A 20,213-nucleotide genomic window follows, 5' to 3' on the forward strand; every position below is an offset into this window, starting at 1 on the left:
GACGCGAGGCGCATCACGCGACGAATTCCGGGGAAGCGCGTTCCGGGCCCATGCCGCTGAAGCTCCGCCACGTCGCGCCCGCCGCCGTCCTCGTCCCCACGCTGGCGCTCACCTTCGCCTGCAGCCGCACCCCCGAGCCGGAGCCGCCGCCCGCCAAGGCCCAGGTCCAGACCGAGGGGCCCGCCGCGCCGGTGGCCTATCGCTGCGAGGACGGCCGCGCCTTGACCGTCGTCTACGACGGTAGGGACGCGACCCTGACCCTCGACGGCCGCGCGTATCGCCTGGCCACGGCGATCTCGGCCAGCGGCGCCCGCTATGTCGGCGGGGGGGTGCAGTGGTGGACGAAGGGCCCGGACGACGGACGGCTTTCCACGCTGAAGCCCGCGGAGGACGTGGCCACCGATCCGGGCGTCGCCTGCGCCCGGGTCGGGACGGACTGGCCGGCGGTGGAGCCGCCGGCGCCCGGGACGCGCGGAGGCCTGCCCGACGACCGCACGCCGATCTCCGAGGCGCCGTTCGCGCCGGACAGTCCGCAGGGCGCGGCCGACGTGGTGCAGACCTACTATGCCCACCTCGGCCAGAAGGCCTACGCCAAGGCCTGGGCGCTCTGGCGCGACGGCGGCAGGGCCTCGGGCTACCCGACCGCCCAGGCCTTCGCCGCCAGCTTCGACCGCTATGCGCAGTACGACGCCCAGGTCGGCGCCCCGGGTGCGCCGGAGGGCGCGGCCGGCTCGGTCTACGTGAGCGTGCCGGTGGTCATCTATGGCCGCCTTCGCACCGGCGCCGAGGTGCACGAGAAGGGCGAGGCCGTCCTGCGCCGCGCCAACGACGTCCCGGGCGCCGACGCCGGACAGCGGGTCTGGCGGATCGCCCGCATCTCCACGCGCCGGCCCTGAGGTTCCTATCCAGGGTTGAGCCAATCCCTTTCGCGGGGAACTGCGCATGGCATTGGTTTATCTAAGAAATCCTATGCTCAAAAAACAGGCTAAGCTAGAGTCTGGTCTCACAACTCTATTTCTAGGTGCAAAGCCGCGCAGCAAAGGTTAATGAACGGTGTTCATCCAGTCACAGGAGTTCACCATGCGCGCCTACCTCATCCCGATCGTCTGCCTGTCCCTGCTGGGGACGGCGGCGAACGCAACGACGTACTACGGCGAAGACGACGGGGCCGGCGCCGGGGACGCCCGCCCGAACTCGGCCGCCGCGCAGGCTTCGTTCCTGGCGAACGCGGGCGCGGTCGGCCCGGTCATCGACTTCGAAGCCGTGTCCCTGGGCTACGCCACCCCCCTCGACCTGGGCTCCGGCGTCACCGCCTCATTCTCGGGCGCGAACCCCACGTTCAGCGGCGTTACCGACGAAGACACCACCAACTTCGGCTACAACACCACCGCAGGCGGCAGCCGGTTCCTGCGGTTCACGTCCGAATTCGGCAGCTCGGCGACGCTCACCTTCTCCTTCGACCAGGCCGTCCGTTCGTTCGGCGCGTACTTCACCGGGGTGGAGACGAACTTCGGCTCGATTTCGGTCACCTCCAGCGACGGGTCGGTCACGGATTTCGGCCTTCCGGGCTCGGTCTCGGGCGGCGGGGTCCTGTTCTTCGGCCTCACCGACGTCCTGATCACCTCGATCACCATCACCAACGTCGCGAATCCCTCCGGCGGACGGGATCTCATCGGCCTCGACGACATCTATGTCGGCGCGGCCGTGCCCGAGCCCACCACCTGGGCGCTTCTCATCCTCGGCTTCGGCGGCGCGGGCGCGATGCTGCGCGCGCGGCGGCGGACGGCTCTCGCCTGAGGTCTAGCGGGCGGCGGGCTTCACCCGGCCCGCCGCCTCGCGGGCCCGTTCGCGGGCCTGATCCACGTCTTCGGCGCGCGCCAGCGCCACGCCCATGCGGCGGCGCTCGAAGCTCTCGGGCTTGCCGAACAGACGGATGTCCGCGCCGGGCACGGAGAGCGCTTCGGCCACGCCGTCGAAGGCGATCCCCTGGGCGTCCATGCCGCCGTAGATCACCGCGCTCGCCCCCGGTTCGCGCTGGGTCACGTCCACCGGCAGGCCCAGGATGGCGCGCGCGTGGATGCAGAACTCGCTCTGGTACTGGGTGACGAGCGTCACCAGGCCGGTGTCGTGCGGCCGCGGCGAGACCTCCGAGAACCACACGTCGTCGCCCTTCACGAACAGCTCGACGCCGAACAGGCCCTGGCCGCCCAGCGCATCGGTCACGGCCCGGGCGATCGCCCGCGACTTCGCGAGCGCGGCCTCGCTCATCGCCTGCGGCTGCCAGCTCTCGACGTAGTCGCCCTTCACCTGCCGGTGGCCGATGGGCGCGCAGAAGCTGGTCTCGACCGCGCCGTCCCGCAGGCTGCGCACGGTGAGCTGGGTGATTTCGAAGTCGAAGTCGACGCGGCCCTCCACGATCACCCGCGGCTGCTCGACCCGTCCGCCCTCCAGGGCGTAGCGCCAGGCCGCGGCGATCCCGTCGGCGCTTTCCACGTACGACTGGCCCTTGCCCGACGAGCTCATCACCGGCTTCACGAAGCAGGGGAAGCCCGTCACCTCGGCCGCCGCCTTCGCCAGCTCGGCCTCGGTGGACGCGAAGGCATACGCGCTGGTCGGCAGGCCCAGCTCCTCGGCGGCGAGCCTTCGGATGCCCTCGCGGTTCATGGTGAGCTGGGCGGCCCGCGCCGTGGGGATGACCGTCGCCAGCCCGTCGGCCTCGATGCGCGCCAGCTCGTCGGTGGCGATGGCCTCGATTTCCGGGACGATCAGGTGCGGCCGTTCCCGCTCCACCAGCGCCCGCAGCGCCCCGGCGTCGGTCATGGCGATCACGTGGCCGCGGTGGGCAACCTGCTGGGCGGGCGCGCCCTCGTAGCGGTCGACGGCGATCACCTCGCACCCCAGCCGCTGCAGCTCGATCACCACCTCCTTGCCCAGCTCGCCCGAGCCCAGGAGCATGACCCGCACGGCGGTGGGCGAGTTGGGCGTGCCGAGACGCATGGTCAGAGCTTCGCCTTGGCCGCGGCCGCCACGGCCTGGGGCGTGATGCCGAAGTGCTCGTAGAGCGCCTTGTCCGGCGCGCTGGCGCCGAAGCCGGTCATGCCGACGAACGCGCCGTCCGCGCCGATGAAGCGGTCCCAGCCCATGCGCACGCCGGCCTCGACGGCGACCCGCACCGGGGTCTCGCCGATCACGGCCGCCTGGTAGTCGGTCGGCTGCGCCTCGAAGAGCTCGAAGCAGGGGACCGAGACGACGCGCGCGCCGATCCCTTCGGCCTCCAGCAGGTCGCGGGCCGCCAGCGCGACCGGCACCTCCGTGCCCGTGGCGAAGATCGTCACCTGGGCCGGATGGCCCGCGCCCGCCAGCTGGTAGGCGCCGCGCGCCGACAGGTTCTCGCCCGCCATGTCCCGCACGGCGGCGGTCTTCTGGCGCGAAAGGGCCATCACCGACGGCGCGGTCCGGCTTTCGAGCGCCAGCTTCCAGCACTCGGCCGTCTCGATCAGGTCGGCCGGGCGGAAGACGTTCAGGTTGGGCATGGCGCGCAGCGACGCCAGGTGCTCCACCGGCTGGTGCGTCGGCCCGTCCTCGCCCAGGCCGATCGAGTCGTGGGTGCCCACGTGGATCACCCGCACGCCCATCAGCGCCGCCAGCCGGATCGCCGGCCGCGCGTAGTCCGTGAACACCAGGAAGGTGCCGCCGTAGGGGATCACCCCGCCGTGCAGCGCCAGGCCGTTCATGGCCGCGCCCATGCCGAACTCGCGCACGCCGTAGTTCACGTAGCGGCCGGCGTAGTCGGGCCCGTCGAACACCGGCGTGTTCTTGACGAAGGTGTTGTTCGAGCCGGTCAGGTCGGCCGATCCGCCCACCAGCTCAGGAATCTCGCCGAAGATCTTCTCCAGCACCGTGCCCGAATGCTGGCGGGTGGCGGCCGCGGGCTTGCCGGGCGCGGTCTCGGCGAGGAAGGCGTCCAGGCGCTCGAAGGCGTGCTTCGGCAGTTCCCCTGCCACGGCGCGCTCGAACTCGGCCCTGTGCGGCGACGCCTCCAGCCGCGCCTGCCACGCCTTGCGGACCTTGCCGCCCCGGCGGCCGGCGGCCTTCCAGGCGCGCGCCGCCTCGTCGGGCAGGGTGAAGGGCTCGTGGCTCCAGCCCAGGGCCTCGCGGGTCTTGGCGACCTCGTCCTTGCCCAGCGCCTTGCCGTGCACGTCGTGCGTGCCGGCGAAGGTGGGCGAGCCCTTGCCGATGATGGTCTTGCAGGCGATCAGGCTGGGCCGGTCCTGCTTCACCGCCCACGCCAGCGCCCGGCGAATCTGCCCCTCGTCGTGGCCGTCGATCCGCTTCGTCGCCCAGCCGGCGGCCTTGAAGCGCGCCAGCTGGTCGGTGGCGTCCGAGATGCCCACGTGGCCGTCGATGGTGATGTCGTTGTCGTCCCAGAGCACGGTCAGCTTGGAGAGCCTCAGGCGGCCGGCCAGGCTGATCGCCTCGTGGCTGATCCCCTCCATCAGGCAGCCGTCGCCCGCCACCACCCAGGTGCGGTGGTCCACAAGGTCGGCGCCGAAGCGGGCGGCCATCTTGCGCTCGGCCATGGCCATGCCGACGGCGGTCGCCAGACCCTGGCCCAGGGGGCCGGTGGTGGTCTCGACGCCCGGCGTGTGGCCGAACTCGGGGTGGCCCGGGGTGTTCGAGCCCAGCTGGCGGAAATCGCGCAGGCTCTGCATCGGCACGCCCTTCACGCCGGCCAGGTGCAGCAGGCTGTAGAGCAGCATCGAGCCGTGGCCCGCCGAGAGCACGAACCGGTCGCGGTCGGGCCAGTCGGTCCGGCTCGCGTCGTACTTCATGAACTTCGTCCAGAGCACCGTGGCGACGTCGGCCATGCCCATCGGCATCCCGGGGTGGCCGCTGTTGGCCTGCTCGACGGCGTCCATCGAGAGCACGCGGATGGCGTTCGCCATGAGCTGGATCGGCGCGGGCATCGGAATCTCTGGCGTTAAGGAATGTGGCGCCGCCTCGCACGCGCGCGCCGGTCGGTCAAGAAACCGCCCCGCGATTTCGCGAGACTCACCGTCGCGGGTATAGAGAGCCCACGGCTTCGGAGGATCGCATGAACGGCGGCGACAGCGCCCTCGACCTGGCGGCCAAACGCCTCGAGAACGCCCTTCACGTCCTGGAACAGCGGCTGGGCCAGCGGCTGAAGGCGGCCAGCGCCGACGCCGGCGGCCTCTTCGACCAGGATCGCGCCAAGCTCGCGGCGGAACTCGACGCGGCCCGCGCCCGGGAGCGCGAGCTGGAGGAGGCCGGCGCCCAGGCGTCCGAGGCGCTCGGCCGCGCCATCCAGGAAATCCGCGCGGCCCTCAACGGCCAGGCTCCGGAGGTCTGAACCATGGCTCAGCTCAACATCGAGGTGAACGGCCGGCCCTATGCGGTGGGCTGCGAGGACGGTCAGGAGGGCCATCTCCAGGAACTGGCGCGCATGTTCGACCACCAGGTGCGCCAGGTCAGCCAGGACATGGGACAGCTCGGCGACACCCGGCTGTTCCTGATGGGCGCCCTCCTGCTGGCCGACGAGCTCTACGACGTGCGCGGCCGGCTCGCGGCCATGCAGATGGAGGTCACCCGCCTGCAGTCCGACCGCGCCCGCATGGAGGCCAAGGCGGTCTCGGCCCTGGAGACCGCGGCCGAGAAGATCGAACGCCTCGCGGCCGCGGACGGGTAGGGTCAGCGGGCGGGACGCCTCAGGTGCGGTGGATGGGGTCGATCCAGGCGACGCCTTCGGGGCGTTCGGCGGGCTCGATGTCCAGGTTCACCACCACCGCCTCGGAGTCGGAGCGGACCAGCACGCACGACAGCGGCTCGTCGGTGGAGGCGTTGATCTCCTGGTGCGGCACGTAGGGCGGCACATAGATGAAGTCGCCCGGCCCGGCCTCGGCGGTGAACTCCAGCCGCTCGCCCCAGCGCATGCGCGCCCGGCCGGACACCACATAGATCACGCTTTCCAGGGGCCCGTGGTGGTGGGCGCCGGTCTTGGCGTTGGCGTGGATGTGCACCGTGCCCGCCCACAGCTTCTGGGCCCCCATTCGCGCGCGGTCGATGGCCACGGCGCGGTCCATGCCGGGCGTGGTGGCGGTGGCGGGGGCCAGCTGGTCGCCGGGCACCACGCGCACGCCGGTGTGCTTCCAGCCGTCTTCCGGGACCTGGGGGGCGTCGTCGTTCATGGCGTGGGCGCCTGGGCCGGCGCGGGGGCCGGCGCGGGGGCCGGAGCCGTCGTGGCCGGCGCCGCGGCGGGCTGGGCCGGCGGCGGCGGGGTGTAGCGGCTGACGCGGACGATGCGCACGGGCTTCACCAGCATCTCGCCCTTCATGGCGCCTTCCCCGCGGTTCGGATCGACGGGCAGGGCGATGATCTTCTGCACCACGTCCAGGCCCGCCACGACGCGGCCGAAGGCGGCGAAGCCGGGGTTCTTCGGGTCCTTGGGGTCGGCGTCCAGGTAGCTCATGTCGCCAAGGGTGATGAACCAGTCCGCCTGGGCGGTGCCCGGCGCGTGCCGGCCCATGGAGATGGTCCCGGTCTGGTGCTTCAGGCCCGTCAGCGTGGTGGGCTCGTGCCGGATCGGCGGCAGCACCTTCTTGGGGTCGTTCTGCAGGCCGCCCTGGATCGAGCCGTAGTCCGTGCCCGCGTACCCCTTGGGCCGCGACGCCCGGTAGAACGTGGCGCCGTTGAACAGGCCCCGGTCGGTGTAGCGCAGGAAATTCGCCGCCGTGACCGGCGCCTTGTCGGTGGCGAGCTCGACGACGATGTCGCCCTCGCCGGTCTGGATCCTCACCTGCGGCAGGGGCTTCGGCGCGGGGGCCGCCGGGGGCGGGGCGGCGGGCGGCGCGGCGGGCGGCGGCGTCTGGGCCTGGGCGGCGGTGACGGCGAAGGCGGCGGCGAGCGCCAGGAGTGAGCGGCGGAGCATGGCCGCAGGTTAGCGCGGCCTCAGCGCGCGCGACAGCGGATGTAGGTGTCGGTCTGGCCGCGGGACTTCAGGCCGCCCTCCGCCAGCACCACTGTCTGCACCCGGCTGGCGCACATGCGGCGCGATCCCGCCTGGATCCCCACGCTGGTGGTCACCTCGGCCGAGCGGCCGTCCGCGGCGATCGCGATGCGGAACACCCGCGCGGCCTCGCGCGGCTGCGCCTTCGCCACCGCCTTGCGGGTCTGGGCGCGGGCCTCGGCCAGGGTGGCCGTCCCGTAGGGCACCGGGGGCCTGCCGCCGTTGTAGGCTTGGTCAGTGAACGTCGCGTCGGGGGTGAAGGCCGCGAAGTAGGCGTCCAGCCGGCCCGCGTTCCACGCCGCCTGCTGGCGGACGACGAAGGCGCGCACGTCGGCGTCCGTGATCCGGGTCTGCGCCGCCGCCGGCGTGGCGATCAGGAGGGCGAGGACGAGCGCGCGCATGGTTCAGGAACGCGCGAGCCAGCGCATGCGGTATCCGTTCATCGCCGTGTCGCCCAGCCGCTCGAGTAGGCGGTAGTTCACGAAGGCGCCGATCGGCGCGCCGACGACCGGGATCATCTGCGCCAGCTTCGCGAGGTCGATGTAGTCGCGGTACTCCTGCTGGAAGCGCCGCCAGTCGAAGTGCTCGAAGTCCGCCGGATGGTCGCGGCCGTCCCAGCCCTCCAGGCCGGCGAACACCTCCGCCCGATGGTCGGCGCTGGAGAACGCCAGCTGGAAGAGCGCCAGGATGTACAGCCGCTCCTCGAAGCGGTCGGCCTCGTGCCCGTAGATCGCCGCGAGGTCGAACAGCAGCTTGATCTTGATCACCAGCAGCGCGGGGAAGTCGGCCAGCGCCAGCCAGAAGCCGCCGGCGCCGGCGACGCCGCCCTCGACGGCGGCGGTGGTGCGGTAGCCCTCGATAGCTTCCAGCGCCCGTCGGTCGCGCTCCCGCAGCGAGGCCCCGGCGATCGGCGCGGCGGTGGTCAGGTCGGCGCCCGTCAGGATGGTGCGCGTCAGGCCCTCCATCACGGAGGTGACGGCCGCGTGCACCTTTTCGGGGATCAGCCGGTTGATGCGCCCCTGCACGCCCTTGGCGGCGCGGTCGAGAAGGTTCGCGGGCTTCAGGACCTCGTCCCGCCAGCGGGCGACCTCGGCCGCCGCCCAGTGCTCGTAGGCCGCATCGGTGGCGGCGAAGGGAGGCGACGCGCGGGCTATGACGCCGTCACCATCTGCAGGATCCAGGCGGCGATCGCGGTGATGACGCTGCCCGCCAGCGCGCCCCGAACGAAGGCGCCGTTGCGTTCCCACCAGATGCGCCGGGCGCGCATGCGCTGCGCGCGATCGACCTTGCGTCTTTGCATTGGCGTCCTGTCCCCCGTCGACCGGCGACGTTCTAGCCATGGCGGCGCGTGCGGTCGAATCCGGAACTCGATCCGGTCCGGCGGGTTCGCATGCGATCCACCCCACAGGAGCATGCAGATGCGGATGATCAGCCTTTGCGCCGCAGCGGCGCCCGCGGGCGCCGCCCTCGCCGGCTGCGACAGCTCGCCGCAGAGCGCCGACGTCGCCGTCTCGCCGGGGGGCCGCTAGCCGTGCGCGCGCTCTTCGCGATGGTCATGCTGGCGCTGGCCGGCTGCGCAAGCGGCGGCGGCGCGAGCCGGGAAGTCTCGGCGGTGGTCGAGAACGAGCAGGCCCGGCAGGCGGCGGTGGACTCCGCGCAGGCCGGGGCCGACAGCGAGGCTGCGCTCAAGGCCGGCGCCGCGGCCGCCCCCGCGCCGCCCACGCCGGCCCCGGGTGATCCCCCGAACTGAGCGCTGCGCCCGCCCGGCGCGCGGCTACTTCGCTTCGGCCTGCGCCTTCATGGCCTTCATGACCCCGGCGAAGGTGGTCGCGCGGCCGTTGCGGTTGGCTTCGCGCTGGTCGGCCGGGATGCTCGTCTGGTCGTAGAACAGGCTGTAGATCAGCTTGGACGACTTCTTGTCGACCGGCCGGACCTCGACCGTGCCGTGGTAGAGGATCTTCGGATCGATGTCGGCGTAGGTGTAGGACATCGGCGTGCGGGCCACGATGACCTCTTCCACGCGGCCGGCGATCTTGCGCAGGGCGCCCAGTTCCCCGTCCGTCCCCGAGGTGACCTCGCACGGGATGGTCATGCCGGGCCGCAGCCACTTGCCGATCTCGCAGTAGCCCTTGAGCTTCGCCCACGCCACGTCGGCGGGCGCGTCGATGGTCGTCTCCTGGACGATCGAGACATAGTCGCCGGCCTGGGCCTGGGCGGCGAGGCCCAGCGCGGCGGCCGCCGCGGCGAGCCCGGTTGCGAGTTTCATGGCGTGGAGCCTCCCCTGATGATTGCGGCGAGCATATCCGCCCTTCGCCGCTCAGAGGAAGATTGGCCCTAGGGAAAGCAGGGCGAATATCACCACGACCACGGCCAGGATGAGCCCGGCGCGGGGATTGGCGCCGAGCAGGGACTCGCTGCGCCGCGCCGGCTTCGCGGCCGGCGCGCGGGCGGCCCTGTCCCGCTCGCGGCGATAGGCGCGCAGGTCGGTGACCCGGGGGTCGCCGCGGTCACGCTCGGATGGCTTGCGCCCCATCAGCCGGCCAGCTTCTCCAGGTCCTCGGCCGAGATGTCGGCGTTGGAATAGACGTTCTGCACGTCGTCGTCGTCCTCGAGCGTCTCGATCAGCTTCATCAGCGTCGCCACCGGTTCTCCGCTCAGGGGGGTCAACGCCTTGGGCCGCCAGGCGATCCGCGTCGAACTGGCTTCCCCCAGCGTGCTCTCGAGCGCCTGGGCGACCTCCGAGAGCTGCTCGAAGGCGGTCCAGATGGTGTGCCCGTCCTCGTCGGATTCCACGTCGTCGGCGCCGGCCTCGATGGCGGCTTCCATGACCTTCTCCTCGGAGCCGGCCGCGGCGGCGTAGGTGATCTGGCCCACCCGGTCCCACATGAACGACACCGAACCGGTCTCGCCCAGGTTGCCGCCGTGCTTGGTGAAGGTGGAGCGCACCGTGGAGGCGGCGCGGTTGCGGTTGTCGGTCAGCGCCTCGACGATAACGCCGACGCCGCCGGGCCCGAAGCCCTCGTAGCGGATTTCCTCATAGGTCTCGGCGTCGCCGCCGATCGCCTTCTTGATCGCCCGGTCGATAACGTCCTTCGGCATGGACTCGGCCTTGGCGTTCTGGACCGCCAGCCGCAGGCGCGGGTTCATGTTCGGGTCCGGCATCCCCGACTTCGCCGCCACGGTGATCTCGCGCGAGAGCTTGGAGAACAGCTTCGAGCGGGCCGCGTCGGCGCGGCCCTTGCGGTGCATGATGTTCTTGAACTTTGAGTGGCCGGCCATGGTCTGTCGATGCGGTCGAGGAAAGCCGCAGCTTCTAACCCGCCCGGGGCGCCCGGCGGAACCCCCCGTCAACGGCGGCGGTTAGGCCCGGGCAACCGGAGCCTGCGCCATGAGCCTGCCGATCGAACCCCTGGAGCCCGAAGCCGCCAGCGGCGAACTGGTCCACTGGATGGCGCCGGGCCGCCTCTTGCTCGGACCGGCGGGTCTGGCCACGGCGTTCGGCGCGGGGCTGCTGCTCGGGCTGGGCGCCCTGGCCGTGCTCAACCGGCGGCCGTCACGCCGCGGGCCCGTTCCGCCCCTCGCCTGAGGATCGCTCAGCCGTCGACGAGCGCGCGGCGGCGGCGGATCACGGCGCCGATGGCGCCGAAGCCCATGATCATCATGGCCCACGTGGCGGGCTCCGGAACCGCCGTCTGCACTTCGTCGGCGAAGCGCGCCACCGACAGCCCGCCGCCGGAGAAGTTTCCGAGGCGCACCTCGCCGTTCTGCACCAGGTCGCGGGCCACCACCGAGCCCTCGATGAAGTTGTTGAACTTGAGCTCGGCGTTGGGGGCGAGGACCGAGCCGTACCAGTTCTTCGAGCCGAAGTTCACGCTGGTCGCTTCGTAGAAGTTCCAGATGACCTTGGAGCCCAGCCCGGAGGCCGCGTTGAAGTTGATGCTGCCCGGCAGGGTGATCTTCGAGCCCGCGACGTTCACGATCACCGCGTCGTAGAAGGCCGGCGCCGAGAACTTCAGGTTGCTGCGGCCCTTCAGCAGGGTCTCGAGATCGCTGATCGCGAACACCGCCACGCCGCTTCCGGCCCCGGCGTTGAAGACCACGTCCTGGGCGTTGGGCGTGGACACGAAGTGGGTGGCGGACAGGTCTGCGAAGTACTCCGACGTGGCCGTCAGTTCGGCCGCGTAGTCGGCGGCGATCGCCTCCAGGCTGTCCTGCAGGCCCGCCTGCGAATGGTCGCCGGCGTGCTTGACGCCGTTCGAGGTCTTGATCGTCCCGCCGTAGTAGATGTGCTGGGCGTTGGTCTGCTCGACGTTGCCATCGACGTACACCGAGCCCGTCCCGGCGTTGATCTTCTTGGCGTTGCCGTCGACGTAGGCGTTGCCGCCGCCGTTGAGGTTGGCGCCCGAGTCCAGATTGCCGCCCACCTTCACGGCGCCGCCGCCCTTGACGTTCTTGGCCGAGCCGGTGACGTCGCCCGCCACGGTCAGCGCGACGCCGCCGGACTGGCCCGCGCCGGTGAGGTAGTTCGAGGACGAACCCGAGAGGTTCCCGCCCACGAAGGTGCGGCCCTGCACGCTCGACGAGGACTTCAGGTCCTTGAGCGCGATCAGGTTGAACTCGCGCATGGCCTCCAGGCCGGCGTTGATCTCCGCCGCGTTCTTGGCCTGCGGCAGCGGGCCGGCGACGGCCGCGCCGGCGCCCGCCAGGACGAGCCCGGCGGAAAGAGCGGAAAGGGTCAGAGCAACACGCATCTGCAATACCTACGCACCAACTAGGTTAAGGACGCACCAAAGCCGTCCTGCCCGGCCCGATGGCGGCGGCGTTTGGCCAGCTTTAGTGTGCGGTGCAACAAACGTGGTGTCGCAGGGCCCGGGCGCAGGGGGCCGGGGCCGGCGCTGCGCCCGGCCTGGGACGACCGCGGGCGCGGACCGGCCCGATCGACGCCTCGGGCCGCGCGGGCTGGGGTGGAAATCCTGAGAATACCGAGACTTAGATCCCGGCCATCCGGCGTCCGCAATCCGCGCGCTGGTCGCGGGTGAGCTCGGGCGAGAGCTCCAGACGGCGGGTCCGGGTATCGGCGTCGCCATAGGGCCAGTAGGCGATTTTCCGCGGCTTCGCCCGGCTACTCATTTTGGGTGGTCGCACCACCAGCTCGATCTGGCGGGACATGTCGCCGGCGTTGAACGTCCAGGCGTCGAGCCGCATGCCGTCGCGCACGCCCGAGTTCCAGGCGGGGCCTCTGCGGCGGACGCCCTTCACGGTCTTCGAGGCGAAGGAGGCGGCGGTGTCGAAGCCGGCGTCGAAGGCCGGCGACACGGTCACGCGGGCCAGCAGGCAGCCGCCGAACATCTCCTCCGGAAGCTCGATCGGCGCCCCGCCGTCCGCGTAGCGCGCGATGTCGGAGCGGATGTCGAGCCCCGCGACCACCCAGACCGCCGAGACGAGGCCGGTGACCACGTCCGGGCCCTGGTCCGGGGCGAACTGCTGGTAGTGCCGGTGCATGTGGCGCAGGGCGGTGGACAGGTCGGCCTTGCCGCCGGTCTTGCGGCGGATCTCCTCGTCCCACTTCATCGCCAGCAGCTGGCCGCGCTGGTAGGGCAGGCGCTGGACGTCGCTACTGGTGAAGAACTCGGCCTTGACGCGGTCGCCCGCGGCGACCCGGGCAGGGTTGGCGTCGTAGGCCTGCAGCACCGCGGCCTGGCGGTCGACCACGTCGTCGACACTCCAGGCGCCGGCCTTCAGCATGGCGCGGTTGGTGAAGAAGTCCGCGAACCCCTCGGTGAACCAGTAGACGCCGCCGCCCCGCTGCTCGCGCGCGATCCGGCCGACACGGCGCGGGATCCAGGTGTGCATGTTCTCGTGCGCGACGGTCCAGCGGACGAACTCCGGCTCGTCCGGCGTCGACCACAGCGCAAAGCCGTCCGAGCGGCCGATGCCGCCCATGACCTTCGACGTCCCGTCGCGGACCAGCGGGATGACGCCCACGAAATAGGGCCCGCCCCCGTCGCCCCAGAAGGCGCGCTGCGCCGTCACGGTGGCGGCGACCTGGTCGGCCAGGGCGTCCAGCCGGATCGGGCGGTCGGGCAGGCTCGCCACCCGCAGGGTCCCGCCCGGGATCGGCCGCGTGGCCACGCGCACCTGGGCGCCGCCGATCGCCACCGACTCGCGGACGTCCGCGACGGTCAGCGGCTGGCCCTGCGCGCCGTGGTCCAGGTCGGAGGCCACCGTCCAGCCCTTGGGCATGCGCCCCCAGCGGAAGGTGGCGGGCTGCCGCTCGCGGTCCTCGGGCAGGACGAAGACGATGTCGCCGAAGAAGGCGAACCAGTCCGGGCGGATCACCGCGCCCTGGTAGGTCAGTCCCCCGCGCCAGTGCGGGTCGGCCTCGTAGGCGGTCTGCACGCGGTAGCTGACCGTGAGCTTGGCCCCCGGCCGGTGGCGCAGCACGCGGGCGGCGGGCCCGTCCTCGGCCATGCTCGCTCCGCGGACCTTCAGGTCGGAGATGAAGCGCCAGGCGTCGGTCTTGGCGCCGTAGTCGTCCGGCAGCGCCAGCCGCGTCTCGCCGTCGGCGTCGCCGCGCAGGCGGATCTCCACGGCCAGGAGGCCCGGCCGGCCGGCCGCGCCCGGCTGCAGCGCCATCCGGTAGTCCACCGTCTCGGGCGCCTTCGCGCCCATGAGGAACGGCACGGCGGCGGCGATGAGGATGGCGCGGATCATCCGTCCCTGCGGCTAGTCGATGGGCTCGCAGTCGAACCGGTCGATCTGGCCGTTTTGAAGGCGGTAGACCGCATCCTGCGGGACGGCCTGGTCCAGCGTCGACCGCCGGTCCAGCCCCGCATAGGCGCCGCGCAGCAGCCGCCCCAGCACGCCGTGGCTCACCGCGATCACGCGCCGCTCGGGCTCGGGGGGCAGCTCGGCCAGCCAGCTCGTGGCGCGCCCCATAACGTCCTCGAAGGTCTCGCCGCCGCCGGGCGCGCCGAAGAAGCGTTCGCCGTCGTAGCCGCGGTGCGGGTCATGGCGGCGGACGTCGTCCCACAGCTGGCCCTCCCACGCGCCACAGCAGATCTCGACCAGCCGCTCGTCGGTCTCGACGGCCAGACCCGTGACCGCGGCGACGGCGTCGGCGGTCCTGCGGGCCCGGCCGCTCGGGCTGGACACCAGACGCCAGTCGCCGGGGACGCGCCCGGCGAGCTCGCCGGCCAGGGCGGCCATGGACAGCGCCTGGCGCTCGCCGCGCGGGGTCAGGTCGCTCTCGAGCCGTCCCTGCACCCGCCGCTCGACGTTCCAGAACGTCTCGCCGTGCCGCAGCAGGATGATCATCGCTTGCGGCGGACCACGGGGTGCGAGGTGGAGAGGCCGCCGTCCACGGCGAGGGTCTGGCCGTTCACGTAGCTGGCGTCGTCCGACGCGAGGAACAGGCCGGCGGCGGCGATCTCCTCGGGGTGGCCGTAGCGGGTGGTCGGGTTCAGCTGGCCGATCTTGTCCTCGTTGCCGCGCGCGCGGGCGCCGTCGAAGATGGGCTTGGTCATCCCCGTCTCGATCAGCCCCGGCGCGATGGCGTTCACGCGGATCCCCGTGCCGTACAGCTCGTTGCAGGCGGTCTGCACCAGGCTGATCACCCCGGCCTTCGAGGCCGAGTACGCCGGCCCGCCGGCGCCGGAACGGATACCCGCCACCGAGGCCGTGCAGATGATCGAGCCTTTGCCGTTCGGTATCATCGCCGCGCTGGCGTGCTTCACGGCCAGGAACGGGCCGATCAGGTTCACCCGCAGGATCTCGGCCCAGTAGTCGGCGGTCTGCTCGTGCAGCGGGGCGAAGCCGCCCGAGATGCCGGCGTTGGCCCAGAACACGTCCAGCCCGCCGAAGTCGCTCAGCGCGCGGTCCACCAGCGACTTCACGAAGGCGTCGTCGCCAGCGTCCCCCGTGACGGCCACGGCCTTGCCGCCGGCCTGCGACACCGCCTGGGCGGTCTCGGTCACGGCCTCGGCCCGGTCGGCGATGACCAGGCTCGCGCCCTCGGCGGCGAACAGCTTGGCGGCCGCGCGGCCGATGCCGCTGGCTGCGCCGGTGATGACGGCCGTGCGGCCGGAAAGACGTCCCATGGGTTCCTCGAAGGGCTAGGCGGGCGTGCGGGCGCGTGCGGCGGCCGCGGTGATGGCGTCGATGAAGATCTCGTGCAGCCCTGGCGGCAGGTCGTGGCCCATGCCCGGGACGATGCGCAGCTCGGCGCCCGGAATGGCCGCGGCTGTCTGCTCGCCGCCGATGGGCTGGACCAGCGGATCGTCCGCGCCGTGCAGGACCACCGTGGGCGTCTTCAGCCGCTTGAGCTCCTCGGTGCGGTCGCCGTCGGCGCCGATCGCCTGCCGCTGGCGCACGACGCCGGACGGGTTGAAGGCCCGCCGGTGCTCGGCGATCACCCGCTCGCGCAGGTCCGCCTCGTCCCAGGGATAGGCGGGGCTGCCGATCGTGCGGGCGTTCTTCATGCCGTGCGCCACGAAGGCCTCGAAGTCGGCCTTCGGATCGGGCGGCGCGGTGGTGATCACCGCCATGGCCTCGGGCGTCGCCACCACGTTGCCGGTGGGCGCCGACATGATCGAGGTGAGCGAGAGCACGCGCGCCGGATAGTCGATGGCGATCCGCTGCACGATCATCCCGCCCATGGAAACGCCCGCGATGTGCGCCGCCTGCACGCCCGCGGCGTCCAGCACCGCCATGGCGTCGGCCGCCATGTCCTTCAGCGTGTAGCGCTCGCCGTCGCCGAACCAAGTGGAGAGGCCCGTGTCGCGGTTGTCCATGCGGATGACGCGGTACCCGCGGGCGGCCAGCTTGCCGCAGAAATCCGCCGGCCAGCGGTTCATCTGCGAGCCGAGCCCGTTGATCAGCAGCACCGTCTCCGGCGCGCCGTCGCCGAAGGTCTCGTACTCGAGCTCGACACGTCCGTTCGTCGCTCTTGGCATCGCTCTCTCCCTGGCTGGCGTATCCTGCTGGTTGCGATCCAGCGTCTACGATATCCCCACGCGTGAAACGTCTGGTCTTCGCGAAGCTTGTGCGACAATCATGGCGGCTGGAGTCGCCTTGGGGGAGAGGTCTGGCCGAAGCATGCGGGTGATCGTTCCCCTTCTCCTGTCCCTGGCGATGTGGGTCTTCATCCTGCTGGGCCTGGCGGGACTCTGGCTCAAGTTCAACGGCTGAGCCCCGCCCCGGCGTCCGGCAGGACGCCTCACGGGATCAGCAGCACGCGTCCCACCGCCTGGCGGCTTTCGATGTAGCGGTGCGCGGCGGCGGCCTCCGAGAGCGGGAACTCGCGGTCGATCACCACCTTCAGCTCGCCCTGGGCCACACGGTCGATCAGGCTCGCGATGCTCTTCTGGACGCGGTCGGTGGAGATCTCGGCGCCCAGGAACACGCCCGAGATGGTGCGGTTGCCGCCCATCAGGGTGGAGAGGTCCATCTTCTGGCGGTCGCGGCCCGCCTGGCCCACGGTCGAGACCCGGCCCCTGTAGGCGAGGCTGAGGATCGAGCCCTGCAGCACCGCGCCGCCCACCGAATCGACCACCACGTCGGCGCCCTTCTTGCCGGTGAGGCGCATCACCTCCTCGACCACGTCGTGCGTGGCGTAGTTGATCCCGTGGGTCATGCCGAGCGGGCGCAGGCGTTCGAGCCGCTCGTCCGACGAGGCGGTGGCGATGACCATCGAGGCGCCCGCCTTCGCCGCCAGCTGGATCGCCGCCACGCCCACGCCCGACGCGCCGGCCTGCACCAGGACCACCTCGCCGGCCTTCATCCGCCCGAACTCGAACAGGCAGTCGGCGGCGGTGCCGAACGTCACCGGGATGACCGCCGCCTCGCGGGTCGACAGGCCGTCGGGGATCTTCCACGCGGTCTTGGCCGAGACGGCCCGCAGCTCGGCGTGGCTGCCCCATCCCCCGGTCGTGCAGACCCGGTCGCCCACCTTGAGGTTCGTGACCTCGGCGCCGGCCTCGATCACCTCGCCGGCGGCCTGGTAGCCCACCACGTGCGGGTTGGTCATCAGCGGGCCGCCGAAGCGGTTCAGCGTGTCGCCGCCCTCGATCGCCACCGCCTCGACGCGGATCACGACGCCTTTCGGGTGGCACTGGGGATCGGGGACGTCCTCGTACTTCAGGACCTCGGGGGGACCGTTCTCGTAATAGACTGCGGCCTTCATGGCGGACGTCCCTCAAACATTTGTTTGACGCCACCCATTCCATGGCGATCCTGCCGGCGCAAGGGGAGGACGGGATGCAGCTTGCCAAGCCGAGGGTCGACATCGGCCTCGCCACCAACGACCTGGGCCCCATGCTGGCCTTCTGGCAGGGCGAGGCGGGGGTTCCGCTGGACCATGTCCTGCCGATCCGCCGCGGCCAGGACCAGCACCGGCACGACGTCCTGGGCAGCGTGCTCAAGATCAACCATCACGCCAACCCCCTGCCGGCGAACCCGCCCAGCGGCTATCGCGAACTGCTGATCGCCCGCGAGGGGGTGACCGCGCCGCAGGCCCTGGCCGACCCCGAGGGCAACCGGGTGAGCCTCGTGCCGCCGGGCCACGAGGGCGTCACCCAGATCGGCGTGCGGATCGGCGTCCGCGACCTCGCCGCCCACCGCCGCTTCTACGCCGAGGCCCTGGGGCTGCCCGAGGACCGCGAGGGCGTCTTCCGCGCGGGCGAAAGCCTGATCCTGCTCGAGGCGGACCCGGCGGCCCCGTCCGACGCCCAGATGCAGGGCCCGGGCTGGCGCTACATCACCTTCCAGGTCTTCAAGGTCGACGAGGAGCACGCCGCCGTCCTGGCGAAGGGGGGCCGCGAGGCCCTGGCGCCGGTGACGCTGGGAACCACGGCGCGGATCTCCATGGTCCGCGATCCCGACGGCAACTGGATCGAGCTCTCCCAGCGCGCCTCCATCGTCGGCGCCCTCGACTGACCGTCGGTCCGGCCGCTACCGGTTGCGCTTCACGTGGTTGCGGATCGCCGCCGTGATGCGGTCCTGGGTCTCGGCGTCCAGATAGGCGTGCATCGGCAGCGCCAGCACCTTGCCCGCCGCCGCCTCGGTGACCGGCAGGCCCCCCGGCTGCGGATAGCCGCGGTAGGGCGCCTGCAGGTGCACGGGGACGGGATAGTAGACCGCCGTCGGGATCCCTTCGGCCCGCAGGTGCGCGGCCAGCCCGTCGCGGTCCTCCGCCTCGATGACGTACTGCGCCCAGACCGAGACGCCGCCCGCGATCACCGGCGGGACGCGGACCACGTCGCCCAGGGCCTCGGCGTAGCGCGCCGCCACCCGGTTCCGGGCCTCGATCTCGTCGGCGAAGATGCTCAGCTTCTGCAGCAGCACGGCGGCCTGGAGGGTGTCCATCCGGCTGTTCATCCCCACCCGCATGTTCAGGTACTTGGGGTCGTGGTCGAAGGTGCGGCCCTCCAGGTCGGACTTCACCGCCTGGCCGTGCACGCGCAGCGACACCAGCAGGTCGTGCAGCCGGTCGTCGTTCGACAGCACCGCCCCGCCGTCGCCGTAGCAGCCCAGCGGCTTGGCCGGGAAGAACGAGGTGGTCGTCACGTCCGCCCAGTGCAGCGGATGGCGGCCGTCCAGCGTGCAGCCGAACCCTTGCGCGGAATCGGAGATCAGCTTCAGGCCGTGGCGCTCGGCTGCCGCCTTGATGGCCGGATAGTCGGCGGGCTGGCCGAACAGGTCGACCGCGATCACCGCCCGCGGCGTCAGCCGCCCGTCCGCCTTCACCGCCGCGATGGCGGCCTCCAGCTTCGCCGGGTCCAGGTTGTAGGTGTCCGGCAGCACGTCGACGAACACCGGCGAGGCGCCCACCAGCGGCATCACCTCGGCCGTGGCCGCGAAGGTGAAGCTGGGGCAGAAGACCGCGTCGCCCGGCCCGATCCCCCAGGCCATCAGCGGCAGCACCAGGGCCTCGGTGCCCGACCCGCACGAGAGCGCATGCCGCGCCTGGCCGAAGGCGGCGAGTTCGGCCTCGAACTGGCCGATCTCCGGGCCCATGATGTAGGCGCCCGAGCGCACCACCTTGAGGATCGCGTCCTCCAGCGGCTGGCCCAGGCGCGCGCGCTGCGCCTGCAGATCTATGAACGGAATCATGGCCGCGGCTTATGCCCTGCGCGGCGGAGAGGGGCCAAACACGGTTGGTTTCTCTTCCTTTCCCGTTTCACGGGAAAGGGGGACCGCCCGCCGAGGCCGCAGGCCGAAGAGCGGGGGGTGGAAAGGGAAAACCTCAGGCTCAGCGGAACGACCGCGCGACCGCTGGCTCCGCGCCGGCCGCTTTCCCTTCGCTCCGCTCGGCGGACGGTCGCCCCTTCCCGTGAACGGGAAGGGTAGAGATCACTGCTTGTGGATGGTCCCTTCTTTCATCACGAACCGCACCTTGGTGAGCACGCTGACGTCCTTTAGCGGATCGCCGTCGACGGCGACGATGTCGGCCGCGTGGCCGGGGGTGAGCGAGCCGGTCACTGACGAGAGCTGGAGATGGTCGGCGGCGTTGACCGTGGCGGCCTGGATGGCTTCCAGCGGCGTGAGGCCGGCCTTCACCAGCAAAGCGAACTCGCCCGCGTTGTCGCCGTGCGCCGAGACGCCGGTGTCTGTGCCGAAGGCGATCTTGACCCCGCCCTGGTGGGCGCGTCGCACCATCTCGATCATCCTGGGACCGGCCTCGATCGCCTTGGCCGACTGGGCCGGCGTGAGGAAGTTGTTCGGGCCCGTGGCCACCCGGTAGACGAAGTCGCCCGCCATCAGCGTCGGCACCAGGTAGGCGCCGTTCTTCTTCATGGCCGCGACGCCCTCGGCGTCCAGGAAGGTGCCGTGCTCGATCGAGTCGCCGCCGGCCTTCATGAAGCTCACGATGCCGTCGCCGCCGTGGGCGTGGGCGGTCACGCGTCGGCCCATGCGGTGGGCGGTCTCGACGATGGCGTTCAGCTCGTCCTGGCTGAACTGCTGGGCCAGTCCCGCGGCGGTGTTCGACAGCACCCCGCCGGTGGCGGTGATCTTGATGACGTCGACGCCCTGCTGGACCTGCTGGCGTACGGCGCGCGCGCAGTCGTCGGCGCCCGAGCACACCGAATTGGGCCGCAGCAGGTGCATGATGTCGTCGCGGAACCCGTTCACGTCGCCGTGGCCGCCGTGCACCGAGATGGCCGAGCCCGAGGCGACGATGCGCGGGCCC

General features: G+C 71.7%; 25 protein-coding genes. 7 read left to right on the plus strand and 18 right to left on the minus strand.

The features are described from left to right. Nucleotides 1-896: MliC family protein (locus JNK30_RS04950; protein ID WP_293480752.1), on the plus strand; the 896-nt coding region annotated here is incomplete at its 5' end. Nucleotides 897-1,080: 184 nt separating this feature from the next. Continuing rightward, a complete protein-coding gene (locus tag JNK30_RS04955; RefSeq protein ID WP_293480754.1) occupies nucleotides 1,081-1,797 on the plus strand; it encodes a PEPxxWA-CTERM sorting domain-containing protein in 717 nt (238 codons plus the stop codon). A 3-nt stretch (nucleotides 1,798-1,800) separates the two neighbouring features. Here the strand turns inward: JNK30_RS04955 and purT are convergent, their stop codons facing one another. Both purT and tkt read right to left on the minus strand, forming a co-directional pair. Further along, nucleotides 1,801-2,997, minus strand: a complete 1,197-nt coding sequence (gene purT / locus JNK30_RS04960) for a formate-dependent phosphoribosylglycinamide formyltransferase (RefSeq protein ID WP_293480756.1) — start codon at nucleotides 2,995-2,997, stop codon at nucleotides 1,801-1,803. 2 nt (nucleotides 2,998-2,999) lie between these two features. Then, nucleotides 3,000-4,967, minus strand: a complete 1,968-nt coding sequence (tkt, locus tag JNK30_RS04965; protein WP_293480758.1) for a transketolase — start codon at nucleotides 4,965-4,967, stop codon at nucleotides 3,000-3,002. 128 nt (nucleotides 4,968-5,095) lie between these two features. On the opposite strand from tkt, the gene JNK30_RS04970 reads away from it, so the two are divergent. Continuing rightward, entirely contained in the window at nucleotides 5,096-5,371 is a 276-nt protein-coding gene (locus JNK30_RS04970; protein ID WP_293480760.1) for a DUF4164 family protein, read from the plus strand. Nucleotides 5,372-5,374: 3 nt separating this feature from the next. Continuing rightward, nucleotides 5,375-5,707, plus strand: a complete 333-nt coding sequence (locus tag JNK30_RS04975; RefSeq protein WP_293480762.1) for a cell division protein ZapA — start codon at nucleotides 5,375-5,377, stop codon at nucleotides 5,705-5,707. Nucleotides 5,708-5,726: 19 nt separating this feature from the next. Here JNK30_RS04975 and JNK30_RS04980 read toward each other — a convergent pair whose 3' ends face one another. Genes JNK30_RS04980 through JNK30_RS05000 form a run of 5 tightly spaced genes read right to left on the minus strand, consistent with a single transcriptional unit; the run spans nucleotide 5,727 to nucleotide 8,324 of the window. Beyond that, nucleotides 5,727-6,206, minus strand: coding sequence for a cupin domain-containing protein (locus JNK30_RS04980; protein WP_293480764.1), 480 nt, complete (start codon nucleotides 6,204-6,206; stop codon nucleotides 5,727-5,729). Further along, the gene (locus JNK30_RS04985) at nucleotides 6,203-6,946 is read right to left on the minus strand and encodes a peptidylprolyl isomerase (RefSeq protein WP_293480766.1); all 744 of its coding nucleotides are present in this window, start codon (nucleotides 6,944-6,946) and stop codon (nucleotides 6,203-6,205) included. The genes JNK30_RS04980 and JNK30_RS04985 overlap by 4 nt, the downstream gene beginning before the upstream one ends. A gap of 20 nt (nucleotides 6,947-6,966) precedes the next feature. Then, nucleotides 6,967-7,425 carry a hypothetical protein gene (locus tag JNK30_RS04990; protein WP_293480768.1) on the minus strand — a complete coding sequence of 153 codons (459 nt, stop codon included), beginning with the start codon at nucleotides 7,423-7,425 and terminating at the stop codon, nucleotides 6,967-6,969. Between the two features lie 3 nt (nucleotides 7,426-7,428). Then, a complete protein-coding gene (locus JNK30_RS04995; protein ID WP_293480792.1) occupies nucleotides 7,429-8,178 on the minus strand; it encodes an EcsC family protein in 750 nt (249 codons plus the stop codon). Then, complete coding sequence (locus JNK30_RS05000; RefSeq protein ID WP_293480793.1) at nucleotides 8,175-8,324, minus strand: hypothetical protein; 150 nt, start codon at nucleotides 8,322-8,324, stop codon at nucleotides 8,175-8,177. Before JNK30_RS05000 ends, JNK30_RS04995 begins: the two co-directional genes overlap by 4 nt. A gap of 231 nt (nucleotides 8,325-8,555) precedes the next feature. Between JNK30_RS05000 and JNK30_RS05005 the strand changes: the two genes are divergently transcribed. Next, nucleotides 8,556-8,774: a hypothetical protein gene (locus JNK30_RS05005; protein ID WP_293480770.1), complete on the plus strand. Its 219-nt coding sequence runs from the start codon at nucleotides 8,556-8,558 to the stop codon at nucleotides 8,772-8,774. Between the two features lie 24 nt (nucleotides 8,775-8,798). Here JNK30_RS05005 and JNK30_RS05010 read toward each other — a convergent pair whose 3' ends face one another. Genes JNK30_RS05010 through JNK30_RS05020 form a run of 3 tightly spaced genes read right to left on the minus strand, consistent with a single transcriptional unit; the run spans nucleotide 8,799 to nucleotide 10,303 of the window. Continuing rightward, on the minus strand, nucleotides 8,799-9,290 hold the full coding sequence (locus tag JNK30_RS05010) for an SRPBCC family protein (protein ID WP_293480772.1): 492 nt from the start codon (nucleotides 9,288-9,290) through the stop codon (nucleotides 8,799-8,801). Between the two features lie 51 nt (nucleotides 9,291-9,341). Continuing rightward, entirely contained in the window at nucleotides 9,342-9,557 is a 216-nt protein-coding gene (locus JNK30_RS05015; RefSeq protein ID WP_293480774.1) for a hypothetical protein, read from the minus strand. Further along, a complete protein-coding gene (locus JNK30_RS05020) occupies nucleotides 9,557-10,303 on the minus strand; it encodes a YebC/PmpR family DNA-binding transcriptional regulator (protein ID WP_293480776.1) in 747 nt (248 codons plus the stop codon). The genes JNK30_RS05015 and JNK30_RS05020 overlap by 1 nt, the downstream gene beginning before the upstream one ends. 109 nt (nucleotides 10,304-10,412) lie before the next feature. On the opposite strand from JNK30_RS05020, the gene JNK30_RS05025 reads away from it, so the two are divergent. Beyond that, nucleotides 10,413-10,610, plus strand: coding sequence for a hypothetical protein (locus tag JNK30_RS05025; RefSeq protein ID WP_293480777.1), 198 nt, complete (start codon nucleotides 10,413-10,415; stop codon nucleotides 10,608-10,610). A gap of 7 nt (nucleotides 10,611-10,617) precedes the next feature. Here JNK30_RS05025 and JNK30_RS05030 read toward each other — a convergent pair whose 3' ends face one another. From JNK30_RS05030 to JNK30_RS05055, 6 genes are all read right to left on the minus strand, one after another. Beyond that, the gene (locus JNK30_RS05030) at nucleotides 10,618-11,775 is read right to left on the minus strand and encodes a collagen-binding domain-containing protein (protein ID WP_293480779.1); all 1,158 of its coding nucleotides are present in this window, start codon (nucleotides 11,773-11,775) and stop codon (nucleotides 10,618-10,620) included. Nucleotides 11,776-12,013: 238 nt separating this feature from the next. Beyond that, nucleotides 12,014-13,738, minus strand: a complete 1,725-nt coding sequence (locus tag JNK30_RS05035) for a hypothetical protein (RefSeq protein WP_293480781.1) — start codon at nucleotides 13,736-13,738, stop codon at nucleotides 12,014-12,016. A gap of 12 nt (nucleotides 13,739-13,750) precedes the next feature. After that, a complete protein-coding gene (locus JNK30_RS05040; RefSeq protein WP_293480783.1) occupies nucleotides 13,751-14,341 on the minus strand; it encodes a histidine phosphatase family protein in 591 nt (196 codons plus the stop codon). Further along, nucleotides 14,338-15,123, minus strand: a complete 786-nt coding sequence (locus tag JNK30_RS05045; protein WP_293480785.1) for an SDR family NAD(P)-dependent oxidoreductase — start codon at nucleotides 15,121-15,123, stop codon at nucleotides 14,338-14,340. Before JNK30_RS05045 ends, JNK30_RS05040 begins: the two co-directional genes overlap by 4 nt. Nucleotides 15,124-15,138: 15 nt before the next feature. After that, nucleotides 15,139-15,978 (minus strand): alpha/beta hydrolase, encoded by an 840-nt coding sequence (locus tag JNK30_RS05050; protein ID WP_293480787.1) that lies wholly within the window; start codon nucleotides 15,976-15,978, stop codon nucleotides 15,139-15,141. Nucleotides 15,979-16,241: 263 nt separating this feature from the next. Next, complete coding sequence (locus tag JNK30_RS05055) at nucleotides 16,242-17,207, minus strand: zinc-binding alcohol dehydrogenase family protein (RefSeq protein WP_293480788.1); 966 nt, start codon at nucleotides 17,205-17,207, stop codon at nucleotides 16,242-16,244. 74 nt (nucleotides 17,208-17,281) lie between these two features. Here JNK30_RS05055 and JNK30_RS05060 point away from each other — a divergent pair, with 74 nt between their 5' ends. Then, entirely contained in the window at nucleotides 17,282-17,959 is a 678-nt protein-coding gene (locus JNK30_RS05060; protein ID WP_293480789.1) for a VOC family protein, read from the plus strand. A gap of 15 nt (nucleotides 17,960-17,974) precedes the next feature. On the opposite strand, the gene JNK30_RS05065 is transcribed toward JNK30_RS05060, so the two are convergent. Beyond that, nucleotides 17,975-19,135, minus strand: coding sequence for a DegT/DnrJ/EryC1/StrS aminotransferase family protein (locus JNK30_RS05065; protein WP_293480790.1), 1,161 nt, complete (start codon nucleotides 19,133-19,135; stop codon nucleotides 17,975-17,977). A gap of 240 nt (nucleotides 19,136-19,375) precedes the next feature. Beyond that, nucleotides 19,376-20,213 (minus strand): amidohydrolase family protein (locus tag JNK30_RS05070; RefSeq protein WP_293480791.1); only part of this gene is annotated, 838 nt, incomplete at its 5' end.

Source organism: Phenylobacterium sp. (assembly GCF_016793225.1).
In the GTDB taxonomy this organism is placed as follows: Bacteria; Pseudomonadota; Alphaproteobacteria; order Caulobacterales; family Caulobacteraceae; genus Phenylobacterium.

What these genes read in the sequence shown, in the direction of transcription:
- JNK30_RS04955 (WP_293480754.1), top strand. Translation starts at nt 1,081, where the DNA reads ATGCGCGCCTACCTCATCCCGATCGTCTGCCTGTCCCTGCTGGGGACG.
- purT (WP_293480756.1), bottom strand. Translation starts at nt 2,997, where the DNA reads ATGCGTCTCGGCACGCCCAACTCGCCCACCGCCGTGCGGGTCATGCTC.
- tkt (WP_293480758.1), bottom strand. Translation starts at nt 4,967, where the DNA reads ATGCCCGCGCCGATCCAGCTCATGGCGAACGCCATCCGCGTGCTCTCG.
- JNK30_RS04970 (WP_293480760.1), top strand. Translation starts at nt 5,096, where the DNA reads ATGAACGGCGGCGACAGCGCCCTCGACCTGGCGGCCAAACGCCTCGAG.
- JNK30_RS04975 (WP_293480762.1), top strand. Translation starts at nt 5,375, where the DNA reads ATGGCTCAGCTCAACATCGAGGTGAACGGCCGGCCCTATGCGGTGGGC.
- JNK30_RS04980 (WP_293480764.1), bottom strand. Translation starts at nt 6,206, where the DNA reads ATGAACGACGACGCCCCCCAGGTCCCGGAAGACGGCTGGAAGCACACC.
- JNK30_RS04985 (WP_293480766.1), bottom strand. Translation starts at nt 6,946, where the DNA reads ATGCTCCGCCGCTCACTCCTGGCGCTCGCCGCCGCCTTCGCCGTCACC.
- JNK30_RS04990 (WP_293480768.1), bottom strand. Translation starts at nt 7,425, where the DNA reads ATGCGCGCGCTCGTCCTCGCCCTCCTGATCGCCACGCCGGCGGCGGCG.
- JNK30_RS05000 (WP_293480793.1), bottom strand. Translation starts at nt 8,324, where the DNA reads ATGCAAAGACGCAAGGTCGATCGCGCGCAGCGCATGCGCGCCCGGCGC.
- JNK30_RS05010 (WP_293480772.1), bottom strand. Translation starts at nt 9,290, where the DNA reads ATGAAACTCGCAACCGGGCTCGCCGCGGCGGCCGCCGCGCTGGGCCTC.
- JNK30_RS05015 (WP_293480774.1), bottom strand. Translation starts at nt 9,557, where the DNA reads ATGGGGCGCAAGCCATCCGAGCGTGACCGCGGCGACCCCCGGGTCACC.
- JNK30_RS05020 (WP_293480776.1), bottom strand. Translation starts at nt 10,303, where the DNA reads ATGGCCGGCCACTCAAAGTTCAAGAACATCATGCACCGCAAGGGCCGC.
- JNK30_RS05025 (WP_293480777.1), top strand. Translation starts at nt 10,413, where the DNA reads ATGAGCCTGCCGATCGAACCCCTGGAGCCCGAAGCCGCCAGCGGCGAA.
- JNK30_RS05030 (WP_293480779.1), bottom strand. Translation starts at nt 11,775, where the DNA reads ATGCGTGTTGCTCTGACCCTTTCCGCTCTTTCCGCCGGGCTCGTCCTG.
- JNK30_RS05035 (WP_293480781.1), bottom strand. Translation starts at nt 13,738, where the DNA reads ATGATCCGCGCCATCCTCATCGCCGCCGCCGTGCCGTTCCTCATGGGC.
- JNK30_RS05040 (WP_293480783.1), bottom strand. Translation starts at nt 14,341, where the DNA reads ATGATCATCCTGCTGCGGCACGGCGAGACGTTCTGGAACGTCGAGCGG.
- JNK30_RS05045 (WP_293480785.1), bottom strand. Translation starts at nt 15,123, where the DNA reads ATGGGACGTCTTTCCGGCCGCACGGCCGTCATCACCGGCGCAGCCAGC.
- JNK30_RS05050 (WP_293480787.1), bottom strand. Translation starts at nt 15,978, where the DNA reads ATGCCAAGAGCGACGAACGGACGTGTCGAGCTCGAGTACGAGACCTTC.
- JNK30_RS05055 (WP_293480788.1), bottom strand. Translation starts at nt 17,207, where the DNA reads ATGAAGGCCGCAGTCTATTACGAGAACGGTCCCCCCGAGGTCCTGAAG.
- JNK30_RS05060 (WP_293480789.1), top strand. Translation starts at nt 17,282, where the DNA reads ATGCAGCTTGCCAAGCCGAGGGTCGACATCGGCCTCGCCACCAACGAC.
- JNK30_RS05065 (WP_293480790.1), bottom strand. Translation starts at nt 19,135, where the DNA reads ATGATTCCGTTCATAGATCTGCAGGCGCAGCGCGCGCGCCTGGGCCAG.